General features: G+C 35.6%; 21 protein-coding genes and 1 pseudogene. 14 read left to right on the top strand and 8 right to left on the bottom strand.

Features of this window, described 5'->3' with window-relative positions:
* The first annotated feature begins 21 nt into the window (after nt 1–21).
* The 7 genes and pseudogenes from ABS764_RS12785 to ABS764_RS12755 all read left to right on the top strand — a co-directional run bounded on the left by ABS764_RS12785 (nt 22) and on the right by ABS764_RS12755 (nt 12,592).
* The gene (locus ABS764_RS12785; RefSeq protein WP_408082193.1) at nt 22–7,059 is read left to right on the top strand and encodes a pectinesterase family protein; all 7,038 of its coding nucleotides are present in this window, start codon (nt 22–24) and stop codon (nt 7,057–7,059) included.
* A 79-nt stretch (nt 7,060–7,138) separates the two neighbouring features.
* Entirely contained in the window at nt 7,139–7,789 is a 651-nt protein-coding gene (locus ABS764_RS12780; RefSeq protein ID WP_408082192.1) for a hypothetical protein, read from the top strand.
* 199 nt (nt 7,790–7,988) lie between these two features.
* Nucleotides 7,989–9,677 carry a sodium/sugar symporter gene (locus ABS764_RS12775; protein WP_408082191.1) on the top strand — a complete coding sequence of 563 codons (1,689 nt, stop codon included), beginning with the start codon at nt 7,989–7,991 and terminating at the stop codon, nt 9,675–9,677.
* Nucleotides 9,678–10,018: 341 nt separating this feature from the next.
* Nucleotides 10,019–10,120 (top strand): annotated as a pseudogene (locus ABS764_RS12770) (Crp/Fnr family transcriptional regulator); the annotation flags it as partial.
* Nucleotides 10,121–10,198: 78 nt separating this feature from the next.
* A complete protein-coding gene (locus ABS764_RS12765; protein ID WP_408082190.1) occupies nt 10,199–10,939 on the top strand; it encodes an SDR family NAD(P)-dependent oxidoreductase in 741 nt (246 codons plus the stop codon).
* Nucleotides 10,940–11,248: 309 nt separating this feature from the next.
* Nucleotides 11,249–11,983, top strand: a complete 735-nt coding sequence (locus ABS764_RS12760; protein WP_408082189.1) for a DUF6597 domain-containing transcriptional factor — start codon at nt 11,249–11,251, stop codon at nt 11,981–11,983.
* Nucleotides 11,984–12,055: 72 nt separating this feature from the next.
* Nucleotides 12,056–12,592 carry a dihydrofolate reductase family protein gene (locus tag ABS764_RS12755; protein WP_408082188.1) on the top strand — a complete coding sequence of 179 codons (537 nt, stop codon included), beginning with the start codon at nt 12,056–12,058 and terminating at the stop codon, nt 12,590–12,592.
* A gap of 95 nt (nt 12,593–12,687) precedes the next feature.
* On the opposite strand, the gene ABS764_RS12750 is transcribed toward ABS764_RS12755, so the two are convergent.
* Nucleotides 12,688–12,969 carry a molybdenum ABC transporter permease gene (locus tag ABS764_RS12750; protein WP_408082187.1) on the bottom strand — a complete coding sequence of 94 codons (282 nt, stop codon included), beginning with the start codon at nt 12,967–12,969 and terminating at the stop codon, nt 12,688–12,690.
* Between the two features lie 103 nt (nt 12,970–13,072).
* Nucleotides 13,073–13,441, bottom strand: coding sequence for a DUF3872 domain-containing protein (locus ABS764_RS12745; RefSeq protein WP_408082186.1), 369 nt, complete (start codon nt 13,439–13,441; stop codon nt 13,073–13,075).
* On the opposite strand from ABS764_RS12745, the gene ABS764_RS12740 reads away from it, so the two are divergent.
* Entirely contained in the window at nt 13,326–13,991 is a 666-nt protein-coding gene (locus ABS764_RS12740; RefSeq protein ID WP_408082185.1) for a helix-turn-helix domain-containing protein, read from the top strand. The genes ABS764_RS12745 and ABS764_RS12740 overlap by 116 nt on opposite strands.
* A gap of 156 nt (nt 13,992–14,147) precedes the next feature.
* On the opposite strand, the gene ABS764_RS12735 is transcribed toward ABS764_RS12740, so the two are convergent.
* The 3 genes from ABS764_RS12735 to ABS764_RS12725 form a co-directional block, all read right to left on the bottom strand.
* Nucleotides 14,148–15,203 (bottom strand): alpha/beta hydrolase, encoded by a 1,056-nt coding sequence (locus ABS764_RS12735; RefSeq protein WP_408082184.1) that lies wholly within the window; start codon nt 15,201–15,203, stop codon nt 14,148–14,150.
* 25 nt (nt 15,204–15,228) lie between these two features.
* Nucleotides 15,229–15,642, bottom strand: a complete 414-nt coding sequence (locus ABS764_RS12730; RefSeq protein WP_408082183.1) for an OsmC family protein — start codon at nt 15,640–15,642, stop codon at nt 15,229–15,231.
* 88 nt (nt 15,643–15,730) lie between these two features.
* Complete coding sequence (locus ABS764_RS12725) at nt 15,731–16,597, bottom strand: AraC family transcriptional regulator (protein WP_408082182.1); 867 nt, start codon at nt 16,595–16,597, stop codon at nt 15,731–15,733.
* Nucleotides 16,598–16,947: 350 nt separating this feature from the next.
* Between ABS764_RS12725 and ABS764_RS12720 the strand changes: the two genes are divergently transcribed.
* The 3 genes from ABS764_RS12720 to ABS764_RS12710 all read left to right on the top strand — a co-directional run bounded on the left by ABS764_RS12720 (nt 16,948) and on the right by ABS764_RS12710 (nt 20,051).
* The gene (locus ABS764_RS12720; RefSeq protein ID WP_408082181.1) at nt 16,948–17,772 is read left to right on the top strand and encodes an SDR family NAD(P)-dependent oxidoreductase; all 825 of its coding nucleotides are present in this window, start codon (nt 16,948–16,950) and stop codon (nt 17,770–17,772) included.
* A 64-nt stretch (nt 17,773–17,836) separates the two neighbouring features.
* Complete coding sequence (locus tag ABS764_RS12715; RefSeq protein ID WP_408082180.1) at nt 17,837–19,054, top strand: MFS transporter; 1,218 nt, start codon at nt 17,837–17,839, stop codon at nt 19,052–19,054.
* Nucleotides 19,055–19,142: 88 nt separating this feature from the next.
* Nucleotides 19,143–20,051, top strand: coding sequence for a helix-turn-helix domain-containing protein (locus tag ABS764_RS12710; protein WP_408082179.1), 909 nt, complete (start codon nt 19,143–19,145; stop codon nt 20,049–20,051).
* Nucleotides 20,052–20,068: 17 nt separating this feature from the next.
* Here the strand turns inward: ABS764_RS12710 and ABS764_RS12705 are convergent, their stop codons facing one another.
* From ABS764_RS12705 to ABS764_RS12695, 3 genes are read right to left on the bottom strand one after another with little or no spacing between them, the layout of a single operon-like run.
* The gene (locus ABS764_RS12705; protein ID WP_408082178.1) at nt 20,069–20,986 is read right to left on the bottom strand and encodes a helix-turn-helix domain-containing protein; all 918 of its coding nucleotides are present in this window, start codon (nt 20,984–20,986) and stop codon (nt 20,069–20,071) included.
* 42 nt (nt 20,987–21,028) lie between these two features.
* The gene (locus ABS764_RS12700) at nt 21,029–21,262 is read right to left on the bottom strand and encodes a hypothetical protein (RefSeq protein ID WP_408082177.1); all 234 of its coding nucleotides are present in this window, start codon (nt 21,260–21,262) and stop codon (nt 21,029–21,031) included.
* A 50-nt stretch (nt 21,263–21,312) separates the two neighbouring features.
* Entirely contained in the window at nt 21,313–21,825 is a 513-nt protein-coding gene (locus ABS764_RS12695) for an SDR family NAD(P)-dependent oxidoreductase (protein ID WP_408082176.1), read from the bottom strand.
* 213 nt (nt 21,826–22,038) lie between these two features.
* Between ABS764_RS12695 and ABS764_RS12690 the strand changes: the two genes are divergently transcribed.
* The 3 genes from ABS764_RS12690 to ABS764_RS12680 all read left to right on the top strand — a co-directional run bounded on the left by ABS764_RS12690 (nt 22,039) and on the right by ABS764_RS12680 (nt 24,397).
* Nucleotides 22,039–22,773: a hypothetical protein gene (locus ABS764_RS12690; protein ID WP_408082175.1), complete on the top strand. Its 735-nt coding sequence runs from the start codon at nt 22,039–22,041 to the stop codon at nt 22,771–22,773.
* 35 nt (nt 22,774–22,808) lie between these two features.
* A complete protein-coding gene (locus ABS764_RS12685; RefSeq protein ID WP_408082174.1) occupies nt 22,809–23,348 on the top strand; it encodes a carboxymuconolactone decarboxylase family protein in 540 nt (179 codons plus the stop codon).
* Between the two features lie 206 nt (nt 23,349–23,554).
* Nucleotides 23,555–24,397, top strand: coding sequence for an alpha/beta fold hydrolase (locus ABS764_RS12680; RefSeq protein ID WP_408082173.1), 843 nt, complete (start codon nt 23,555–23,557; stop codon nt 24,395–24,397).
* The last annotated feature ends 52 nt before the right edge of the window (nt 24,398–24,449 follow it).

Here is a 24,449-nt window from a genome sequence, read left to right as displayed (position 1 = left end):
ATAACCAAAAGAAACCAAAAAATGAAAAAAAAATACTTTATTTCCTTGTTACTGCTGCTTTTTTCAGTAATAGGGTATTCAGAAACAATTCAGCGGATAGAAGCCGAGACATTCAATGAGGCTTCTGGTGCGAGAGCCGAAACCAATTCGACACTTTCCGGAACTGGAAATCTAGGATATGTCAAAAATAACACCTGGATTAAATTTACCGGGCATGTGTTTAATCAATATGATACTCGTTTTGATGTAAAAGCGGCAGGAGCTACAGGAGGAACAATCGAGTTTAGATTGGATGCCGTTGACGGAACCTTACTAGGAACAGCTACGGTGTCCGGAAGTACAGGTTGGTCAGATTATAAGATTTTTTCAACCAATATCACTTCTACGACCGGTACCCACGATCTTTATCTTGTTTTTAAACACCCAACAAATACAGGGTATTTATTTAATGTAGATTATTTTGAAAAAGTAACAAATGACCCTAATGCGGTACTTTATACTTTAACCACTTCATTGAGTCCGGCTGCTGCAGGTACAATCGCCGCTAATCCGGCAGGTTCGCAAATTAATCAGGGTACTGAAGTAACGCTGACAGCCAATAAGAACTTTGGTTATAAATTTACGAAATGGACTGATGGTGATGGAACTACGGTTTCTACAGCCAATCCATATACATTTACTATAACGGCTAACACTACTTTAGTAGCCGAATATGAGACATTAGAAACATTTACATTAACTGTAAATGCAGCAGGAGCTTACGGATTAGGTGATTATACCGTAAGTCCTGCAGGAAAAGATGGTGCTTTTTCTATTTATGAAAAAGGAACTGATGTGACCATAACAGCAGTTGAAAATGAGGTTATAAAATTCAGTAATTGGGAGGATGGCTCCACTGCTTTGAGCAAAGTGGTAACAATCAATGCGAATACTAATGTTACAGCTAATTATGCCAATGTGTCTTTTATTGCAGGGTGGACATTTAAAAATGAACAGTATGCTAATCCTAGGGTTGCGGAATTGTATTCTAACGTAGAAAACAGGCCTCAATTATTTGGATATCACGTTTCTGATAATTCGCTGGCGCAAAATATTCGACTTATCAACAGAGGAGGCTTAAATGGTGTAGGTGTATGGAATACAGACAGAGGACAATTTTTTTATTTTATGACTACATTATCTACGGTAGGTTATAAAAATATCAATGTGTCTTCGGGTTTAATAGGCTATTATTACGGATGTGACGAATGGACTTTCCAATACTCTGTAGATGGGGTAAATTTCATCAATGTTTCCAGTTTGACAACTATCAATTCTAGTTCTATTACATCCATTGGAGGTGTGCTTCCTGCAGAAGCTGAGGGTAAAGAAAAAATTTATCTGAGATGGTTCCCTAATGTGAATGGACCAACTCACGGTAGTGCAACTGATGTTACCGCAACGGTATTGTCAAATGTAATGGTAAAAGCCGATGAGGTTTTAGTAGTGGATAATACTGCGCCAATATTACAATCCACTATTCCTACTGAAGGTGCTACAACAGCAAGTGCTAGTGGAACAATTATTTTAAATTATGATGAATCAGTTGAATTTGGTGCCGGTCAGGCAACATTAAACGGAAAAAATCTGACTGCTGAATTTGTAAACAAGACAGTAAAATTTAGTTATTTTGGCTTAGAATATAATAAACAATATGTTTTTAGTTTACCTGAAGGTTATGTAAAGGATTTATCAGGTAATAGTGCGGCAGCTTTAAATCTTGTATTTACAACCATTCAGAAACCAATACCTGCTAAGCGCGATTTTGACTTAATTGTTGATGCTAATGCTTCCGATGAACAGGTGGCTTCAGGAAAATATGTAAAAACAATTGCTGAAGCTTTTAATAAAGTTCCAAGTAATTCGGCAACTAGATACCTGGTGTTTATTACGAATGGGACATACAATTTAGGTGGTGATGGAACCAATCCACAATCAGTATTGTTAACGCTTCCTGCTGGAAAAAATAATGTCTCTTTGATTGCTCAATCTAAAGATGGTGTTATCCTTCAAGGTAATCCAGGATGGGGGATTAAGAATGCGGTTTTGGCTATTGAGGCCAATGACTTATATATGGAAAATGTAACTGTGGAACATAAAGACGGTGTAACTACATCGGGTCAACGTCCTGCTTTGAATCCTGCCGGTGACCGTAATGTGTATAATGGCGTTCGTTTAAGAAGTAAACAGGATACAGAGGTAACAGGAGGAAACAGAACCTTTTATTACAAATCAACTATTGAAGGAGATGTTGATTTTATCTGTGGAGGAGGAACCCATTGGTACGAGCAATGTAATTTGGTTTCAGTAGCTCCAGGTTATATTGTGGCACCAAACCATGATGCTAATGTACAGAATGGTTATATTTTCAATAATTGTACGATTTCTGCAACTACAAGTTATTATTTAGGACGTCCTTGGCAAAATGCACCAAGAGCGGTTTATTTGAATACCAAAATGTTGGTAGAACCAAATGCAGTAGGTTGGGCAAGTATGGGAACTGTACCAGCTCTTTTTGCCGAATACAATAGTGTGAATGGTAGTGGTGTAAAAGTAAATACAGACAATAGAACCAATGTGTTTACCGTAAATGGTGTGCCAACAACTGGAAATTACAATCCGGTATTGACCAAAGAACAAGCAGACGCTTATACCATTGAAAATGTTTTAAGTGGTACCGATAAATGGAATCCATTGGAAATTGTGGAGCAAATTGCTGCTCCGGCTAATTTAGCAATGGGGCAAAATAATACCCTTTCCTGGGATGCTAATCAATATGCTATTTGTTATGTAGTATGTAAAGATGGAAAATTTTTAGCCATTACTACAGATGCCACCTACATAGATGCAGAAGTGCTTTCAGGTTCTCATGAATATACTGTTCAGGCAGCCAATGCCTATGGTGGTTTGAGTCCTTTAAGTAAATTAACAATTGGGGGAGTAGTAACTTCTTCCATCGCTTATATGAATTCAATTGGAAATGTAGCGATCGCTAATTTAACTCCTGTGACTTATACAGAAGGTACAGCAGTAACATTACCTACACCAGCTTTAGAAGGTTATACATTTTACGGATGGTCAACTTCAGCTACAACGCCTAATACAATTACTGCAATACCAACTAATGCTACAGGAAACCAGGTATATCATGCCTTTTGGGGTGAAAATGGAAATAATCAGCCTGATTCGGTAATTCCACCAACTAACTTTGATTATGTATTTACAGGAGCTACTAACAAAAGTTGGGATGTAGCAACCAATTTTGATCCGGCTACAATGCCGGAAGCAGGTAAACAAGTTTCCGTGACAAAGGAAATTGAAACAACAGCTACTGTTTTTCCTGCTGATATTACTTTTTCAGGCAGTGGAAGATTACGTTTAAGAGGTGCTCATAAAGCAACAGGGAGCTTAATCTTAAAAGATGGGACTGGTGTGTACTATTATACAGGCGGTGCCGGAATGTCACTGGAAGCGCCACTGGTAATTTCAGGGAATGTGAAATTTGAGATGCAATCTTCTATTGCTGATCAAACTACAATGACATTATTAGGACCAATTTCAGGCAACGGAAATATAATTCCATTCAATATAGGTCAGGGTAGTATAGTAAATACAGGGGTATTACTTTTAAAAGGAGATAATACAGCGTTTAATGGTACTTGGGATTTAACACAGAAAAGTACCAAATATGATGGGCTTAATTATATCAATGTATTAGAAGGATCTTCACCTAATGCTTTAGGTTCCGGAACTATTAACGTAGGTCAGGATAATCAGGTTATTTTTAGCCATGAGCAGGCTGCGGGAGATAACCTGAAGATTAATTTTACAGAGACAGGAAAAGCTGTTTTAAATACGATTGTTAAGGTTAAAACATTTACCCTTAATGGTGTTGAATTAGCTGAAGGTTCCTATGACAGTACAACCCATCCACAATTTTTTACAGGTTTTGGTAAGATTGATGTAAGCAGTAGTAATACTGGTGGAGGAGGTAGCTCAACTGGAGTTCCTGCTTTCCCTGGTGCCGAGGGACATGGTAAATATGTAACCGGAGGTCGCGGCGGTAAAGTAATTTATGTAACCAATTTAAATGATTCTGGTCCAGGTTCATTGCGTGATGCTATTAATCAAAGTGGTCCTAGAATTGTCTTGTTTAAAGTTTCTGGTAACATTAAGTTACAAAGTGAATTGAATATTACAGATAATATTACCATTGCTGGTCAATCTGCTCCCGGTGGAGGTATTACGTTGCAGGATTATAACGTTAAGGTAAGAGGTAATAATGTAATTCTTCGTTATTTACGTTTTAGAATGGGGGATACGCATGACGTAGAAAATGATGCTTTAGGAGGACGTTTTCAAAAAAATATTATAGTAGATCACTGTTCGATGAGCTGGTCAACGGATGAATGTGTTTCTTTTTATCAAAATGAAAATTTCACACTTCAATGGTGTGCGATTTCTGAGAGTCTGAGAAATTCGGTTCATGCTAAAGGTGGTCATGGTTATGGTGGTGTATGGGGAGGTAAAAATGCTTCTTTCCATCACAACTTGTTAGCACATCACGATAGCCGTAATCCAAGATTAGGGGAATATGCTAACGATCCATTTGCTTTAACTGACTTAGTAGACATTCGTAACAATGTGATATACAATTGGGGAGGAAACAGCTGCTATGGCGGAGATGCCATGAATGTCAATTTAGTAAACAACTACTGGAAACCAGGACCTGGAACCTCCAGTTCTACTATGGAGCGTATTTTGTCTACCGGAAGAAGTTTAGATACCACTTCTCCTTTGTATGGTATTTGGGGAAAATATTACGTGGATGGAAATTATGTAGTGGGCTCTGCAAGAGCTACTCAGGACAACTGGACTTATGGAGTATATAATCAGTTTCATGGTAGTCAATTGCCGGTAAGTGATGCTGATAAAGCGGAAGTGAAAATTGAGACACCACATAACCCAGGTGAAGTTACCACACACAGCGCTACTAAAGCTTATGAATTAGTTTTAGAATATGTAGGAGCTAGTTTGTATCGCGATGCCGTAGATTTACGTGCTGTAAATGATACTCGTTCCGGTACAGCAACTATTATGAATGGGGGTAACGGCAGTACTAATGGTTATATCGATACTCCATCAGCAGCAGGTGGATGGCCAGTATTGCCTACAGCCGATGCTCCAGTTGATACTGACGGAGACGGTATGCCGGATACTTGGGAGAACGAAAACGGCTTAAATCCTAATAATCCGATTGATGGTAATATGACTACTGTTGACGGTTTATATACCAATGTTGAGGTGTACTTATATGGTCTTGTAAAACGCATCACAGATAGTCAAAACGGGAGTTTAGATATTTATGTTAATCCGGAGAATTTTGTTGAAAAATACAATAAAGCCGAAGATGGTAGTAAATTTATTATGGCAGCAGGGACTTATACTTCGACAACTCCATTGGCTATAACTAATAATAAATATCGTTTTGTACCTGACGGAGATGCTAAGCCTGTATTAGCTACTTCTTTCTATACTGATAATGCTGCTATTGCAACTTCAGGATTTAGTTTTGATGGTGTAGCTATTGATTTAAATAATGGAAATTCGAATTTTATTCAATTAAAAAATGGAGCCAGTTTATCTTCTTTGGAAATCAAAAATGCGACAATCAAAGGAGTGAAGCAAAGTTTGTTGTTAACCGAAGGAAATAGTGAAAACAGTATCGATGCTATAACTATTGATAATTGTATTATTGACGGATCTACGGTTATTGGAGCTAATTTTATCCAGCCGGATGCGCATCTTGTAAAAGCACTCACAGTGAAAAATGCGACAATTTATAATTTTGATAAAGCGAATAATTTCATTGCCCTGCAAAATAGTTCTGATACTGCTCAGGTGATTAATGTGGTGGTAGAAAGTAATACGATTTACAATGTAGGTAGTCAGGATACTAATGCATTAGTTTATATAAATAATCCATACGCTATTGCTTCATCTTATAGTTTTAAAAACAATATTATGCAGCAAAAGCTGGAAAATCCAAAGACAACTTACTTGTTGTATTTAAATCATACTAGTGGAGCTGGAGGAGCTGTTTTAGATAATAATTTAAATGACGGAGTAACTTCTCAATTAGTAAAGGGAACGGTTACTACTTCAGAAACGAACATAAAAACAGTAAACAGTTTAGGTCTTACAACACTGTTATTTCCAAATCCAACAGCAGGCGACTTTAGTTTCTCTGCCAATTCACCTTTGGCAACGGCTTCATTAACTGCCGGGGTTTTAGGAGATCCAAGATGGTTAAAAACAACTGCAACTTTTTCACCAATTACGTATATTAATGCGATTGACGGACAAACAATGACAACAGTAGCTCCGGAGGAATACAGAGAAGGTGGTGTAACACTATTACCAACACCGGCATTAGAAGGCTATACATTCTTTGGATGGTCTAATTCAGCAACTGTACCAGCTGTGATACAGTCAATCTCAGCAACATCAAAAGGAGCTTTGACATTCTACGCATTTTGGGGAGATGGAGGTAATAATAAACCAATTGTTACAACACCAACAACTTATTCCGTTTCATATATGAACTTACCTAAATTGGTAATTAATTCTAATTTAAAAGCAATAGAAATTGGAACGGCATATCAGTTACTAGCTCCTCAATGTAGAGGTTATCGTTTTATGGGATGGTTTGCTGACGCTGATTATTTATTTGAAATTACAGGCTTTGATGTTAATCAGACAGAGAATGTGTCAGTTTATGCTCGTTGGAAAAAATTACAGGAATTTTATGCTTTCCCAACCGTGGCTAAGCATAGTGTAACCTTAAAATCATCAGTTGAGAATGATACCGTGAATGTTGTTTCTGTAACAGGTCTTGTTGTAAAACAAATAAATACAACTAACTCTGAAACTGAAATTTCAGTTAGTGATTTACCTGCGGGTTATTATTTAATCCAAAGTTCAAAATCAGGTATGACCGCAAAAATTATCATTAAATAAGTTTAAAATAAGGAGGCCAAACTTTTAGACTTTGCCTCCTGTTATTTTAAAATAACTATTATTAAAAAATGTAATAATTATGAATACTATAGTCAAATTATTTTCGCTGGTTTTTGTTTGTTTTTTCTTCGCTTGTTCTAATGATACTGATGAATCTCAAAGTGCAAAAAACGAAGGCTCATTAACCATAGGCGATAAAACTGTTACACTTTCTCAGGCTTATTTGGAAAGTTATGGCAAAAAAGGAAATTCCTATAATACTGATTTTTCAGCCCGTTCCGAAACGCTTTCGGGAAACAATACTGATGCTGCAGTAGTTTATTTTGAATTGTTTTCTTCTCAGGATAAGAAACTGACAAAGGGAGACTATATGTTGGGAGATTATTCCTCAGCAGCACCTTTTACATATACACTTTGGGGCGAATCGTTGTTAGGAATTAATATTACCTCAACCGATAAAGGCTTGCGTGTTGCCAATGGTCTAAGTATAAAACCCACTGAAGGTGTTTTTACAGTAACTGAAAACGGAAAGCAATACCAAGTGAATTTTTCCGGTAAAGGTACAGCTAGTACATTTTCAAACGGAGTTCTAACAGCAACTCAGGATAATGTTGAATTTACAATGGAATATACCGGAAATGTAAAAATGTATGAGGGTGTAGAATATACCGCTAAGAGAGTGAACTCAAAAGAAAGAGTCGTAAAAACACACATGGTTCTGTTTGAATAAAATGCGCTATTTTGAAAAGCATAATTCCGAAGTATGAACTACTTGTGCCTTAACGTCGGTATACATAACTCACTAATTAAGTTTAGTAATATTATCAACTAAAAGTTCCGGAAAGGTATCAGTAAATACTATTGCTGATACCTTTTTTTATCAAAAAAACAAATCATTAACAATTAAAATAATTTAATACAACAATTTTATGAATTCACTTCAATTAGCCGATTACATGGTATTTCTTGTTTACTTTTTTATTGTAGCGGGATATGGTTATTCAGTATATATACGTAAAAAAAAACAATCAATTTCGGCGTCTCATGATTACTTTTTGGCAGAAGGATCTTTGACTTGGTGGGCTATAGGTACTTCCTTGATTGCTTCCAATATTTCTTCGGAGCAATTTATAGCCATGTCAGGTAATGGTTTTAAAATGGGTTTAGCCATTGCTACTTATGAATGGATGGCAGCACTCACATTAATTATTGTAGCGGTATTTTTTATCCCTGTTTATTTAAAGAATAAAATTTATACTATGCCTCAGTTTTTAAGTGAAAGATACAATGAAAATGTAGCTATGATTATGGCTGTGTTTTGGTTGTTACTCTATGTTATTGTGAATTTAACGTCTATACTTTATTTGGGGGCATTGGCCATTAATGGTATTTCGGGTATCGATCTTACTCTTTGCATGTATGGGCTCGCTTTTTTTGCTATTGTTATTGCTTTAGGAGGGATGAAAGTAATTGGATATACCGATGTGGTTCAGGTAGTGTTCCTAATTTTTGGAGGATTAGTTACCACCTATTTAGCCTTAGACAAGGTTGCTGAACTAAACGGACAAAGCGGAGTAGTTCAAGGTTTCAATTATATGATGAATCAATCTGGCGATCATTTTCATATGATTTTCAAAAAAGACAATCCTAATTTTCCTAGTTTGCCAGGATTGACTGTGCTGTTAGGAGGAATGTGGATTGTAAATCTAAATTATTGGGGATGCAATCAGTACATCACACAAAGAGCTTTAGGGGCGGATTTGAAAACGGCCCGAAGCGGAATTTTATTTGCAGCCTTTTTAAAATTATTAATGCCTGTTATTGTAGTATTGCCGGGTATCGCTGCTTTTGTAATTTATTCAAAAGGAGGTTTGCAAACAGAAATGTTAGGCCCTGATGGAGTAATGAATCCGGACAGATCTTATCCTGTATTATTAAACTTATTACCAGTAGGTTTAAAGGGATTGTCTTTTGCAGCCTTAACTGCAGCAGTTGTCGCTTCATTAGCTGGTAAAGTGAATAGTATTTCAACCATTTTTACATTGGATATCTATAAAAACAAATTAAATGTAGATGCTACCGAAAAGAAATTGGTTCAGATTGGTAAATTAACAGTTTTAGTATCAATGTTTATTGCGGTGCTAATAGCGCCAATGTTAGGGATAGATAAAAAAGGAGGTTTTGAATTTATTCAGGAATATACCGGATTTGTAAGTCCTGGAATTTTTGCCATGTTTATTTTAGGCTTCTTCTGGAAAAAAACAAGTTCCAATGCTGCTATGTTTGCGACTATTGGAGGTTTTGTGCTTTCAGTAATTTTTAAATTCCTACCTAATATTATGAATTTGGAATTTTTAAGTAGTAGTGGTTTTGCAACATTAGTAGAGCAAGAGGATAAATCTATGGTTTATGAAATTCCATTTTTGGACAGAATGGGATTCGTATTCGTAATCTGTGTATTACTCATGATTTTGATAAGTCTAATAGATGAAAAAAATGGATCTAAAGCCAAAGGTTTAGAAATTGATAGTAAAATGTTTAATGTTAGCAGAGGTTTTGCAGTAGGAGCAATGATTATATGCGGAATATTAGTAGCCTTATATTCTGTGTTTTGGTAGAAAATTGTAATCCAGTGCAAATAATTGAATCATTCAAGTTGCTAGTTTGAAAATTAAAAATACAAGTAACTGATCTTACTAGTATTAGTAATAAAGTCTGTAAAATTACAAGTTTATGCGGAGTTGATAGGTTTAAAATCGAATACCTTCCATCTCTATCAATGTTCTTGGATAACTTAGGGAAATAGGCTGCTGTAATTATTGGGGAAATTAATTTTTTTTCTGTCGTATGTCAAATTCTTTTTCTACTAATAAGTATGAGTTTTTTATCTTTAATTTTAATAATATATTTTTTGGAGATACGAATTGTTTTATAAAAAAATGAACAGGTTCTGTCAACTGAAAATTATTCTTTGACCAACCGTGTTCCATTATCATACATAGCCTCCTATCTAGGAGTAACACAACAATCTCTTAGCAGAATCCGGAAAAACATCCGCTGATGTACTTTTTACCATTTGGTAAATGATGCCACTGTCTAATACCTGAATTTTGTATTGAAAATTTTAAAATTACAAAATATGAAAACAGTATTAATTACAGGAGCAAACAAAGGAATCGGTTTTGAAACTGCCAGACAACTTTTAGACAAGGGATTTTTCGTATTCATTGGAAGCCGTAATATCGAGAACGGTTTGCAGCCAGTTCAGAAACTTAATGCAGAAGGATTTTCAAATGTAGAAGCCGTAGAACTGGATGTTACTGACCCAATATCGGTACAGACGGCACGGGAAGAAATAGGCAAAAAGATTTCGATTTTGGATGTACTCATCAATAACGCAGGCATCAACGGAGGAAGCGATCTCTACACCGTATTGGAAGCCGCAATTGACCAATACCTGAATGCATTTAAAACAAACTTGGTAGGTACAGCGAATGTTACACAAGCTTTTATAGATCTGCTCAAAAAATCCTCAGAACCAAGAATAGTCAACTTGAGTACCAGCGTAGGGTCTCTTTCATTGCAAAGTAATCCGGAATGGCCTGCCTACAGCTATGCTAAATACGGAGTTTACGCAATATCAAAAGCGGCTCTAAATATGTACACAATCCAGTTAGCCTATGAGCTGCGTGATACAAATTTTAAAGTAAATGCCGTTTGTCCTGGACTTACGAAAACCGACTTAACATTTTTTAATGGTGGAGAAGTCAGTGTTGCTGCCAATAGAGTAATCAAATATGTCCTGATTGATAATGATGGCCCGACCGGTAAATTTTTTAGTGAAGAAACCAATCCGGCAACAGGAGAAATTCCTTGGTAAAAGAATACGCCAACAGCTCAAACTTATTTATGCTAACAATTTTTTTTAGATCGCTCCCTATCTATAATAGATAAATAATTAAGATTAAACCAAAAGAGATTGAATAAATTTCAATCTCTTTTGGCGTTTTTATGATAGTAAAAGTTTAAGCTTTTTAGGTGTTGATAGAGCGTATTTGTCTTTACTGGGTAAATTTCAAAGTAGTTTATTTTGTAAATTTGAAAAAAAGAATTACTGAGTATTAGCCATAATGTAATACACATTGTTTTTAATTAGATGGCTTTTTAGCGAACGATGCCACAGAAACCGATGAATTACAAAAAAATAAAACCTTGCAAAGAATTAGAACCCTTTATTCATTTCTACTGGGAACTTAAAGGACACGAACTCGAAAGTCAATGGGAACGAGTTTTTCCGGATGGTTGTGCTGGTATAGTAACAAATTTGGGAGGTACCTGTCTGACAGACAACGGGGCGGTTTCTATGGAGTTTGGAAAAACTTATGTAGTTGGTGCAATGAATTCTTTCAAAGACAGCTTTATAGACAATGATACACATTTGCTTGGCGTGTGCCTAAAGCCTGCAACTTTTGCAAATTTTTATAGTTATGCTACGCAAAATGAGCTTACGAACGAAACTATTGAATTTGAAAAATCCAATTCCTTTAACGTTGATAAAACATTAGTCAACTCTTTTAATTATTTTGACTATTTCTTTTTAGAGAGAATAAAAAGCAGAAACAATCAGCTACAATCAGTTGTCAATGATATACATTCAACAAACGGACAAATTAGTATTGTTGAACTATCAAAAAGAAACTTCACAACTGTAAGACAACTGGAGCGAAATTTTAAAAAGTATATTGGATTATCACCAAAAGAATATTCAAATATTATTCGCTTTCAGAATGCTTTGAGTATAATCAAAAATTCAAATCAAAACCGGAGCTTATTGGATATTGCTTTTGAGTGTGGTTATTATGACCATTCACATCTCACCAATGAAATCAAGCGAAATACAGGACTTTCTCCATCATTACTTTAGTTTGTCGCATTTTTACAAAGTGTGATTGTTGATCTAAAAGTAAATTTGCATAAACATTAAAATTTAAAACAGATGCGAAAAATATCACTTTTCATTGCAATGAGTTTAGACGGTTATATTGCAAAACCAGATGATGACTTAAGCTTCTTAAAGATTGTGGAAAAAGAAGGGGAAGATTATGGCTATGCGGAATTTACATCCAAAATCGACACCATAATTATTGGTAGAAAAACCTATGACTATGTAATTAAAGAAATCGGCACATCTCATTACGACAACGGACAACGAGATATTTATGTCATTACGAGAACTGAAAGACCAAAAGTCGGCAGAACCACTTTCTATACAGGAAACTTAAACGAATTGGTTGAGCGGTTAAAGTCTGAAAATGGCATGAACATCTATTGTGACGGTGGTGCTGAAGTAATAAATGAACTATTGAAACATAACTTAATAGACGAGTTTATAATTTCGATTATCCCAGTTATATTAGGTGATGGAACAAAACTTTTTAAAGACGGAAGACCCGAGCAAGCACTTGAATTTATAGAAGCTAAAACATTCGATGCGGGATTGGCACAACTGCATTATAAGCGGAAAATTAAATAAAAAACCGTCAACAAATACTTTTATTAACCGTATAATAAAAAAATCGGATAACTTTTGGATTATCCGATTTGCTTTAAAAATGTAGGTTGTAATAATTATCTGAGTTGGGCAGGTTGTTCAGTTGTTACTTCTGACTGCTGTTTTTCCTTTTTCTCACGAGAATAAACCCATAATGACAATAACCCGAAGATAATCAGTGTATAAGCAACACATTTACCAACTTTCTCAACAAGTTTGATGAAAACTGAACTTTCATAAGAAGAAAAGCCCTCTGCTCCCATAGGGCTACGCCTGTAAAACTTTCTTCGGTTAATCCAATAACGAAGTCCCAAGCCAGCAACCAAAAATATGATACCGATAACCAATGATGCAACCATAACAAATCACGTAAAATCCATCTTATAAATTTACAAAAATTTAGCTTCGATCACTCCAAAAAAGAAATCCTGCTTTGTGGCAGGACTTCTTTTTGCTACTATTCTAATCACTACTATTAAATTGAAAACTTATCTGCTTTTCATTTCCAAAGCTGTCCGAAATCCAAACATCAAAAGATTGTGAAACGGAAGACGTTGAAGTGTAGTACAATCGGAACTGCTCCGTTGGCAATTGGTACAGGTCATTGGGAAGGTACGGCGGTTCATCATAGTACCGCAATGTTCCTAGCCCGTCGAACTGAAAGTAACGGAGGAAATACTGCATGTTGCTGTAATTGCCTGTACGCTGTATGGTAATGCGTATTTCTACTGTCTGCCCGTTGGCAACGTCTTTAGGCACTGGCATTACATTGACCTCGAAAGGAAAATCATTCTGTATTTCGAGTTCATCATCTTTGCTGCAAGATACCAACGTAACCGAAGCTGTGAGGATTGTCAGGAATCTGAGTGACGAAATTTTGAGAACGATGGCGAAGGAATATCATTTATCATCCGTTCAATCTGAGGTCTCTTTGCCAATGATTGCCATTGAAGTGAACGATGTGCTTCAAAATTACATCACATCATTAAAAACCATCCTTGAAAATCCGAAACTGCTTACCAAAAATTTTATCGACCTCAAAATAAAGGAACTCTTATTTATTTTAATAGAAGCGCAGCCTGAACTCAAAAATATTTTTTTCGATTTTTCAGAGCCTTTTAAAATTGATTTGGAATCTTTTATGATAAAAAATTATATGTACAACGTCAATCTGGAGCGTTTTGCTTACCTCACCGGGAGAAGTTTAACGACCTTTAAACGGGATTTTGAGAAGGTTTTTTATATATCGCCTCATAAATGGATTTTACAGAAACGCTTAGATGATGCTCATTATTTAATAAAAGAACAGAAAAAATCGCCTTCAGAAATTTATGTTGATTTGGGCTTTGAGGATTTATCTCATTTTTCTTATTTTTTTTAAAAAGCATTTCGGATACAGTCCAAATAATATTATTTCAAGCAATGGATAATCACAATTTAAAGAATTGCCAAGAACAATAAATCCTGCCTAAAATACCAGGCAGGATTTTCTTTAATTTTTTTTATTTGACTTGAGAATCGGTTTATTAGCATTATTTTAAAATAATGCTACTCTTAAAGCTGTCGCCGCATCCAAAACTGATTGTTGCACAGCAGGAATATGAGCCAACGGATTCAGCATTCCGTAATCGTGGATAAAACCTTTGTATTCTGTGATGGTTGTTGGAACGCCTGCATCATCCAGCTTTCTTCCGTAAGCTAAACCTTCATCGTGCAAAATATCGTTTTCAGCAACCTGAACCAATGCTGGTGGTAAATCTTTCAATTCTTCCAAAGAAGCTTTCAGTGGTGAAGCATACTTGTTGTTGCGTTCTTTTAAATCAGGCAAATAATTATCCCACATCCATTTCATTAATGGGGTTGTTAAAAATCTTTCCTGAGCATATTTTGTGTAAGAAGCCCTGCTGAAATCGGAGTCTGTAACCGGCCATAAAAGCACTTGTTGTTTTAACTTAGGCCCATTTTTGTCTTTCGCCATTAATGCAATAACAGCTGCCATATTTCCGCCTACACTGTTTCCTGCAACGGCAAGTCTGGTGCCGTCAACGCCAATTTCTTTTCCGTTTTCTGAAACCCATTTTGTTGCTGCGTAAGCCTGATTGATGGCAATCGGAAATCTCGCTTCTGGAGATGGCGTGTAATCTGGGAAAACTGCAACTGCACCACTGTTTACAACCAAATCACGAACCAATCTTTTGTGTGTAGGATAATCTCCTAAAACCCATCCCCCACCGTGAAAAAACATAAATACAGGAAGTCCGGGCTTTGCGCCTTTTGGTTTTACGATGTGGATTTTTACCGTTTGCCCATCTTGTCTAATGGTTTTTTCAGATTCTTCGATATCAGAATAATCGTAGTTTACAGATTTTTGAGCTCCTACCAAAACCAATCTTGCTTCTTTTGGAGCTAAGGTTTCCAATGGTTTTCCGCCACTGGTATTTAATGCATTTAAAAATTCACGAATGCCTATACTTATTTGAGGATCTTCTTGCCCACGGTATGGGCGTGGTTCTAATTGTGCCATAACATTTGTTGTTAAAGTGAATACGAAAGCTGCTAACAGCATTTTGAAAGTATGATATATTGTTTTCATGATATTCTGTTTTATAGAGTTTTTATTAGTTTTTTAACTGTGCATTAAGGGTTATTTCAAAGTTGAAAGCGCCACTAACCGGACAAGTAGCTTCTGCATTTTTGGCTATTTGTTGAAAAGTAGTCTCATCAATTCCCGGTACGGTGGCTACTAAATCTAATAGAGAATGGGTTATTTTGGCACCGTCTAAAGTAATGGTGGAATTGGTTTTAAGTTCAGTTACTTCATACCCTGCTTCGGTAAGATCTAAACTTAATTTCATGGTAAAACAGCCGGCATGTGCTGCCGCTAATAATTCTTCCGGATTGGTACCAATACCATCTGCAAATCGGCTATTGAATGAATATTGGGTTTGGTTTAAAACGGTACTTCCTGTAGTTAAATGTCCGCTTCCTTCTTTAATGTTACCGCTCCAAACGGCTTGTGCTTTACGTTTCATATCTTTTTATTTTTTAATTAAACCATCTGTTAATTTGATAGTTCAAAGATATAACCGCGTTAAGCCATTAAAAATGGATATACTTCTATTATAATTGTACATTTTTCCCTTGCAAGTATTTTTTACGAAAAACATTGGGCGCATCCCCTATTTTCCTACTAAAAAGTCGGTTAAAATAAGCAGGATCTTCATACCCTAAATCATAGGCAATTTCCTTGGCACTTAAAGTGGTATGTATTAATAAGCGTTTCGCTTCTAATAATATTCTGTCTTTCAATACATCGTTGGGAGCAGGTAATTCAAATTTCTTAAACTTATGGGTTAAGGTTTTTGGAGCCACTCCTAATAAGTCGGCATAATCTGCTACTAAATGTTTAGACCTGTAATGGATTTCTACCAAACGGCTAAACTCTCTAAAAAATTCGATTTCGTGATGCGGTTGACTTTCTAAAGCGCCTAATTGTTGTTTCTTCCAAATTCGAGTAGCTCTTATAATAATTTGTTTTAGGTAAATGCGTAACATTTCTTCTTGAGTAGAGGCTCCCAACTCAAACTCTTCTTGCATTTGTTCCAAAATGGTTCTTATAATCGTATCTTCTTTTACATTCAATACAGTTTTAGGCATTTGATAGATATTATTAAATAACAATCCATCACAAGCTACCTCGACATCGTGTATTTGCACACAATAAAAATCTCGGTTGTAATAAATGAAATAACCATCCGATTTACCTAAGTCGAAGAACTGCACATACTGGTTGCTATTGATAAAAAAAAGTGTAGGTGCATCCGTATCGTAATCATTAAAATCCACATTTAATCGTACCCCTTTAGGGACATAGACAATTTTAATATACCCATCGAACTGATGACTGTTTAACAATGCTAACGAGTCTGAATCGAAAGGAATAAACCCTAAACGTTGGTAATTGGATTGAAATAATTGTGTTGACATAACTCAAATATAAGAATTACAACTAAAAATCGCCTAGATAATTAGGGGCGAACATAAATATATTATGTCTTAATTTATAAAGATAGTCTCATGTTCTAGTTTAGTTAAGAAATTATCATATGAAGTAATAAATAGATATGCTGTAAATAATAGGCTATTTTTTGATACCTTTTGAACTTGCAAAATAACTTAGTAAAGGACTCATCGTCTAGGTAGATTCGTTTAGTTTGTAAAAAAATTTCCGTAATTCTGTGCTATTCTTTCGCTGAAATGGACAATGAGTGTTGCTGTGATCCGAGATATCTTTGTTTTATCAAAATTAAAAAAAATAATAATTAAAAATTAAGACGATGAGTAAGACAATTTTCATCACTGGAGCATCAAGAGGATTTGGGAAACTTTGGACAGAAGCTTTACTTAAGAGAGGTGACAAAGTAGCCGCAACATCTAGAAATATTGAAGCCTATAAAGACCTGGCTAAACAATATCCAGACACTTTTCTTCCAATTTCATTAGACATCACTAATAGAGAAGCAGTTTTTGAAGCAGTAAATAAAGCTAAAGATCATTTCGGTAATCTAGATGTAGTGATTAATAACGCTGGTTATGGCGTTTTCGGAGCAGTAGAAGAAGTAGGAGAAAAAGTAACTAAAGACGTTTTTGAAGCCAATGTGTATGGAACACTTTGGGTTACACAGGCTGCTTTACCTATTTTCAGAACGCAGGGAAGTGGTCACGTGATTCAGTTATCAAGTGTTTTAGGTGTTTGGAGTTTGCCAACTTTAGGAATTTACAATGCTACAAAATTTGCGGTGGAAGGCTTCAGTGAGGCTTTGGCTAGTGAAGTAAAAGATTTTGGCATAAACGTTACAATGATTGAGCCTAACGGCTACACAACCGATTTTGGTGGAAGTTCAGCCGTTCATGGAGATACTATTCCTGCTTACAATACTTTGAAGTCGAGCTTGGGACAAGCTGAAGGCTTACAACCGGAAGATTATGGCAAACCTGAAGCAACGGTTCCCGCAATTTTAAAATTAATCGACAGCGAAAATCCACCACTTCGTTTATTCTTAGGAAAAGTAGGATTGAGAAAAACTGAAAGAGTGTATGCCGAAAAATTAAAAACCTGGAATGATTGGAAAGAAGTTTCTGAAGCTGCTCACGGGCACTAATTATTTTAGAAAGCCTTGCACACTATTAAAAGAGCAAGGCTTTTCTTTCTTTAATCCTTTTAACATGAAATTCCAAGACACAAAATATTTACACATCAGTACATTACTTGCGTTTATACTTATTCCGCTTGGTGGTTTAACGACTGACATCTACATACCCTCACTTCCAGCAATGGCAGAAGAGCTAAATCTTCCCATTGAAAAAATACAGGTTTCACTGCTTTTATTTATGGTAAGTTCGGGATTCAGTCAACTCTTCATTGGTAGCATTCTGGATAGTTTTGGCCGGTACAAAATCAATATTTTTGCACTAATCGCATTTTCTTTCGCAAGTTTCATAATTGCTTTGGTGCCGCAGATTTATGTGATTTATTTAATGAGAATCATTCAGGGAATTACCGTTTCACTGATTATTGTTGGTAAAAGAGCTTTTTTTGTTGACCTTTACAAAGGTGAGAAGCTAAAACATTACACCAGTCTTTTTTCAATTGTCTGGGCAACTGCACCGATTGTTGCTCCTTTTGTTGGAGGATATTTACAGGTCCTTTTCGGATGGCAGTCCAACTTTTATCTTTTGGGTATCCTTACTGCCATTATTTTGATATTAGAACTTCGGTTTACAGGAGAATCTTTACAGGATTTTCAGGTATTTAAAAGAAAAGAAATGGCTGCAATTTATAAAAAGATGCTTGGAACACCTGATTTTTATTTGGCATTAATTATTATAGGTTTAAGTTATTCGCTTCTTGTAATTTACGGGATGATTAGCCCCTTTATCATCGAAAAAGTATATGCCTTTTCACCAGTGGTTACAGGTTACAGTTCATTAGCTTCGGGAATTGCTTTGATGAGTGGTGGAATTATATCTAAATTATTTATTAAAAAAGACTTTTTTTCGAAAATAAATGCTGCTATTATTTTACAGTTGATTGTCGTTTTTGCAATGTTTGTAGTCACTATGAAGTATGACGGATTAGCATTTTTACTGATTTTTACGTTGTTGCTGCATCTTTTATCGGGGTTCATTTTCAACAATTTTTATGCGTTCAGTTTGCAGCGATTCACTACAAATGCAGGTATTGCTAGCGGTTTGACTGGCGGTGGCGTGTATGTTGTGAGTTCAGTTGTGGGCTATGGATTAATTCATTTATTTGAAATTAAAGATATTCAGATATTTGCTTTGGTTAATTTTATTATTGTAGCGACATTATTCGTTACTATTTTACTGTTCAGACAGGCATCAATGTATAAAAAATTGGATGCAAGCGCGCATAAAACTTAGTTGCTATACAAAACAGAAGCTTCGGTAGTTTCTGTTTTGTATTTTACTAAATTTGTCAAGACTTAAAGACTCCTAACCAATAACCACCATGGAAAAAATCAGTCATTACAAAAGTATAGTAGAGTTGCACGAAAAAAGTGGTTTCGACCCTCCGAAAAATCCACTTTTAAGTTTGATGACCTGCAAAGAACTAATGACTTATTCTGTAGGACAAGACCGTTTTACGGGAGATTTTTATATGATTGCCTTAAAGAAAATCAAATTTGGTCATATTTTGTATGGCAAGACTAAGTATGACCATAGTAATGGCTCGGCGGTTTTTATGAAGCCAAGGCAAATTATTGAAGTTCGAAATGTACAATTTGCCGAAAAAGGTTTTGTAATGTTTTTCCACGAAGATTATTTGTCAGGACATTTGCTGAATGAGCAAATCAAAAAGTATGGTTATTTTGAATATGAAATCAATGAAGCACTCCATATTTCCCCATCAGAAGAAGTGATTATGTGGGAGCTTTATGAGAAGATCAGAAAAGAATACGATGAAAATTTTGATGAATTCAGTCGTGAAATTATCCTGTCGCATATCGATTCTATTTTAAAATATTCTGACCGTTTTTACAAAAGACAGTTCGTCGACCGAAGTACAAATATTTCGGGCACAATGGTTAAAAAATTCCTGACAGTTTTGAATGATTATTTCAAAGAGGAAAAACACCTTAATGAAGGTTTACCTAGTGTTAATTTTATGGCTAATAAATTAGCGGTTTCCCCGCGTTACCTTAGCGATATTCTGAAACAAGAAACAGGAAAAACCGCCTTAGAGCACCTTCATATTTATCTGATTGGCGAAGCTAAAAATTTATTGTTGAGTTCAGAGAGCAATGTTGCAGGGATTGCCTATGATCTTGGTTTTGAAAGTCCATCTTATTTCACAAGACTATTTAAAAAAGTGGTTGGCGTAACGCCTGTTCAGTATAAAAAGGAAACTATTATGTAATGTAATCTTAAATGTGTTTAGTTCTGATCAGGAAACTGTTTTCTGAAATGCAGAGGGGAAACTCCTGCTCTGGTCTTAAAAACTTTCGTAAAATGAGAAGGATGCTCAAATCCCAGTTCGTAAGCAATTTCGCTTATTGATTTTGTGGTTCCCAAAAGAATGCTTTTTGCTTTGTCAACTAATTTTAGATGAATATGTTCTATCGTGGTTTTGCCAGTGAATTTAGTAAGTAAATCGGATAGGTAGTTGGAAGAAAGGTTCAGTTTGTCGGCAAAATATTTTACTTCGGGAATTCCTTTTTCAATCAATTGTTCATCAGTAAAGTATTCATTAAGAACACTTTCAAAACGTTGGATAACATCGTTTCCCGTTTTATTTCGGGTAAAAAACTGCCGGTCATAAAATCGCTCTGAGTAATTCAACAGCGTTTCAATCAGATTTAAAATCAAGCATTGCGTGTGACGGTCGACATTCTGGGAGTATTCTTTTTTAATTCTGAAAATAACTTCAGCAAACGAATTTTTTTCATCTTCCGAAATATGAAGTGCCTCGTTGCTTTCGTATTGGAAAAAGCTGTATTTCTGAATTTTCTTTGCTAAAGTTGAACCATATATAAAATCAGGGTGAAATGCCAGAAACCAGCCTTCCTCAATCTCTGTATCTGCACTGGGGCTCATTACTTGATTGGGAGCAGTAAACATCAAAGTTCCTTCCTGAAAATCATAACTTGAGCGTCCATATTTTAAGCTTCCCTTAAATTTTTTGTAAACAACGGTGTATAAATCAAGGGTGTAGAGATAGTCTCCAAAATTTTCATCGGAACGGCTTACGTTTTTCAGATCAATTACCGTGATCAAAGGATGTTTAGGACTTCCACTATTATAAAAGCGATGAAGGTCTGCAACGGATTTGATGGAAATAAAAGGTTCTGACATTTATTTGATTTAATTAAACTTATTGTAGTATGCTGATTATTTTTACATCGATCTCAGAAAATCTTCCTCAGAATTTTTGTTTTTCAAATCAATATAGAACTGCGCATCTTCGCCAATCACATATCTTAATTTGGAAATTCTATCCGTTGCAGCACCGAAAATAGTTTCTGCAACTTCTTCTGCACTCGCTTTTGGAAGATGTTCTGTACGTTTGGTGAATTTTGGGATAAATGCTGCCAATTCCACATTGTATTCTTCAATCGTGTTCTGAATCATTTCGATTCCGCTTCTGAAATTGGTGGCGATACTTCCTGGTTCTACGATTTTTACGTCAATTCCAAATGAAGAAACTTCAAAATGTAAAGCTTCGGAAACCCTTCTACGGCAAATTTCGAGCTGTTGTATAAACTGGCAAAAGGCCCAGCTGTAATTCCTCCAAACGAAGAAATATTAATGATTGTTCCTTTTTTCTGAGCTCTCATTATCTGTAATACGGCTTTGGTAGCATTCATTAAACCAAAAACATTTACTTCAAATTGCTTCTGAATTTGTTCAGGGCTTGAAGATTCAAAAACGCCCATCAATCCGTAGCCTGCGCTGTTTGACAAAACATCAATCGAACCGAATGTTTCTGTTCCTTTTGTTATGGCTTCCTGAATTTGCTGTGGATCTGTCACGTCAAGTTTTACCAAAAGGACATTTTCAAGGAGATTCAGCTCGTTTTCGTTTTCCGGTGAACGCATTGCTGCGATAACGTTCCATCCGTTTTGCTGAAATAATTTTGCACTTGCTTTTCCCAATCCCGATGATGCACCGGTGATGAATACTGTATTTTTCATAATGAATTTGTTTAAAATTTCAGGCAAAGTTCCGATAAGTGGAAACCAATGACTTGTCGATTTTACGGAATGTACTATACATTTCTACGATTTTGACCAAAAGGTAATTCTGTGCTATTCTTCCGCTGAAATGGGCTACACTTTTGACTTTGGGCAGAGCTAATTTTGTATCAACAAAACGAAACAATTTAATAACATTTAAAAATTAAAAAAATGGAAACTTCAACTCAAAAATTAGTAAACAAAGTTTTAGCCGCTCACGGAATCAATAGTGCTGCAGAATTTCAGACTGTAAAAATTGCTACCCAAATTGGTGGGGCAGTGTGGGGAATGAAAGGGCAGGAAAACGCCTTAAGTGATGTACAGTTTGTCGGTTCTCTCAAAGAGCAGAAAAGTATTTGGGAAAATATTTTTAAAGAAAATTATACTTCATCTTTTGAACCCGGAAAAGTTCAGTTATTTGACGAAAACGGACAACTTATAGAATCTCTGGAAAATCCGAGAGAATCTTTTAAAGATCATACTGTAGAAACTCCTTGGACAAGAGCTCAGCTAATCTATTTCTCCAGCTATGCAACGTGGAATTACGCAACAGCACCTTTTAATTTTCTGGTTCCCGGCGTAGAAATTAATCAGCTTGAATCTTGGAAAGAAAACGGTGAAATTTTAGACAGATTGGAAGTAATTTATCCTGATGGTTTCGCCACGCATAGTAAAAGACAGATATTTTATTTTAATGAAGACGGACTTTTGAAACGTCACGACTATTGGCCTGAAGTTTTGGGTGGTTCTTCTGCAACACAAATTATTGAAGACTACAAGGAATTTGAAGGTATAAAAACAGGGACAAAAAGAAATATCTATGTCCTGAATGATGAAGATAACACTTACAACAAAGATTTCGTCTTGGTATCTATCGATATCAAAGATGTGAAATTCGAAAAATAATTAATTATAAATAACATTTAAAAATCATAAAAAAAATGAAAACAATTTCAGTACCCGAAAAAGAACAGCTAAGTTTTGGTGCACAGAGCATTTTAGAATCTGTTGAGAAAAAAATGGGAAAAATTCCCAATTTGTATGCAACCATCGGTTATTCTTCGTCCGCATTAAAGTCAATGTTGGAAACGGAAGCTGCACTTTCGCACGACTCATCCTTTACAGCAAAAGAAAGAGAAGCCATCAATCTTATTGTTTCTCAGGTTAACCAATGTGACTACTGTTTGGCGGCGCATACGACTTTGGCTAAAATGAGAGGTTTTACAGAAGACGAAACGATTGAAATCAGAAAGGGAAATTCTGACGATCCTAAATTGAATGCGATAATCAAATTGGCTCAGTCTATTGCAGGCCACAAAGGAAATGCAGGAAATGGAGCTTTAGAAAATTTCTTCAATACTGGATACGACGAAAAAGCTTTGATTGAATTGACCGCTTTGATAGCTTTGAGAAGTTTTACAAACTATGTATTTGCCAATACACAGATTCCGATTGATTTTCCTTTGGCACAGGCTATTTAAGAAGTGTTTTAATATAAGTGTTTAGTTTTAAGGGGAAGCCTTTTGGATATATCTTCAGAAGGCTTTCTATTTTTTTATATGGAAAAAATAAGTATTCGTAATTCTGTGCTATTGATCCGCTGAAATGGGCTACTCAATAGTTTTGGACGTTGTTAACTTTGCTTTAGTAAATAACAGAAAATACTCAAACAATTAAAAATAATTTTATGAAAACATTAGAAAACTTTGCATTAAATGCATCAACACAATACATTACTGTCAATGGGATTACATATGCCTACCGCAGATTTGGAAATAAAAGAGATATACCCGTTATTGGATTTCAGCATTTTACCGGAACTCTCGATAATTGGGATCCTGCTATCGTGAACGGTCTGGCTCAGGAGCGTGAAGTCATTATTTTCGATAACAAAGGTGTTGGAAACAGCACAGGAGAAACGCCGGATAATGTACTTGATATGACGAAAGATGCGGTAGAATTTATAAAAGCATTAGGTATTGAAAAATTCGATGTACTGGGATTTTCTCTTGGAGGTTTTATAGCGCAGTATCTTGGAACATTATATAAAGGAATGGTCAGAAAAATCATTATGGTCGGAACGGCCCCGCAAGGAGCAAAAGTGCTGGAAGGCTTTTATGATTTGATTGCTAAAGGCTCTGATTTGGATCCTGCCGAACTGTTTATATATATATTCTTTACCCAATCAGAAAATAGTCGAAATAAAGGGAAAGAGACATTAAATCGTCTTTTTGAAAGAACTGAAGACAGGGATCAGCAAACGATTGAAAAATCTGTTAATGCGCAGGCAAAGGCAATTACAGATTGGGGGACACTTTCTGATATTAATATATCTGAAATCAAACAGCCGGTTCTTATTATCCAGGGAAGTAATGATGAAATGATGGATTCTGACACTTCTTATGAGTTATTCAAGGCTATTCCTAATGCTGTTTTAAGTTATTATCCTGACGCTGCACACGGATCATTTTTTCAATATCCAGAAATGTTTGTAAAACAGGCGAATGACTTTCTAAACGATTTTAATTAAGAATTAAATCCGTCTTTTTGTATCATTAATCCGCTGAAATGGGTTATTTGAT

It is taken from the genome of Flavobacterium plantiphilum (genome assembly GCF_046000495.1).
In the GTDB taxonomy this organism is placed as follows: domain Bacteria; phylum Bacteroidota; class Bacteroidia; order Flavobacteriales; family Flavobacteriaceae; genus Flavobacterium; species Flavobacterium plantiphilum.
The sequence above is the reverse complement of the archived record's forward strand: the minus strand, read 5'-3'. Positions and strand labels throughout refer to the sequence as shown.

Excerpts from the sequence above, each read along its gene's own strand:
- ABS764_RS12695 (WP_408082176.1), bottom strand. The coding sequence starts at position 21,825 with ATGAAAAATACAGTATTCATCACCGGTGCATCATCGGGATTGGGAAAA.
- ABS764_RS12720 (WP_408082181.1), top strand. The coding sequence starts at position 16,948 with ATGAGTAAGACAATTTTCATCACTGGAGCATCAAGAGGATTTGGGAAA.
- ABS764_RS12730 (WP_408082183.1), bottom strand. The coding sequence starts at position 15,642 with ATGAAACGTAAAGCACAAGCCGTTTGGAGCGGTAACATTAAAGAAGGA.
- ABS764_RS12750 (WP_408082187.1), bottom strand. The coding sequence starts at position 12,969 with ATGGTTGCATCATTGGTTATCGGTATCATATTTTTGGTTGCTGGCTTG.
- ABS764_RS12780 (WP_408082192.1), top strand. The coding sequence starts at position 7,139 with ATGAATACTATAGTCAAATTATTTTCGCTGGTTTTTGTTTGTTTTTTC.
- ABS764_RS12735 (WP_408082184.1), bottom strand. The coding sequence starts at position 15,203 with ATGAAAACAATATATCATACTTTCAAAATGCTGTTAGCAGCTTTCGTA.
- ABS764_RS12700 (WP_408082177.1), bottom strand. The coding sequence starts at position 21,262 with ATGATTCAGAACACGATTGAAGAATACAATGTGGAATTGGCAGCATTT.
- ABS764_RS12765 (WP_408082190.1), top strand. The coding sequence starts at position 10,199 with ATGAAAACAGTATTAATTACAGGAGCAAACAAAGGAATCGGTTTTGAA.
- ABS764_RS12715 (WP_408082180.1), top strand. The coding sequence starts at position 17,837 with ATGAAATTCCAAGACACAAAATATTTACACATCAGTACATTACTTGCG.
- ABS764_RS12705 (WP_408082178.1), bottom strand. The coding sequence starts at position 20,986 with ATGTCAGAACCTTTTATTTCCATCAAATCCGTTGCAGACCTTCATCGC.
- ABS764_RS12725 (WP_408082182.1), bottom strand. The coding sequence starts at position 16,597 with ATGTCAACACAATTATTTCAATCCAATTACCAACGTTTAGGGTTTATT.
- ABS764_RS12710 (WP_408082179.1), top strand. The coding sequence starts at position 19,143 with ATGGAAAAAATCAGTCATTACAAAAGTATAGTAGAGTTGCACGAAAAA.
- ABS764_RS12685 (WP_408082174.1), top strand. The coding sequence starts at position 22,809 with ATGAAAACAATTTCAGTACCCGAAAAAGAACAGCTAAGTTTTGGTGCA.
- ABS764_RS12755 (WP_408082188.1), top strand. The coding sequence starts at position 12,056 with ATGCGAAAAATATCACTTTTCATTGCAATGAGTTTAGACGGTTATATT.
- ABS764_RS12740 (WP_408082185.1), top strand. The coding sequence starts at position 13,326 with ATGCGTATTTCTACTGTCTGCCCGTTGGCAACGTCTTTAGGCACTGGC.
- ABS764_RS12775 (WP_408082191.1), top strand. The coding sequence starts at position 7,989 with ATGAATTCACTTCAATTAGCCGATTACATGGTATTTCTTGTTTACTTT.
- ABS764_RS12680 (WP_408082173.1), top strand. The coding sequence starts at position 23,555 with ATGAAAACATTAGAAAACTTTGCATTAAATGCATCAACACAATACATT.
- ABS764_RS12785 (WP_408082193.1), top strand. The coding sequence starts at position 22 with ATGAAAAAAAAATACTTTATTTCCTTGTTACTGCTGCTTTTTTCAGTA.
- ABS764_RS12690 (WP_408082175.1), top strand. The coding sequence starts at position 22,039 with ATGGAAACTTCAACTCAAAAATTAGTAAACAAAGTTTTAGCCGCTCAC.
- ABS764_RS12760 (WP_408082189.1), top strand. The coding sequence starts at position 11,249 with ATGAATTACAAAAAAATAAAACCTTGCAAAGAATTAGAACCCTTTATT.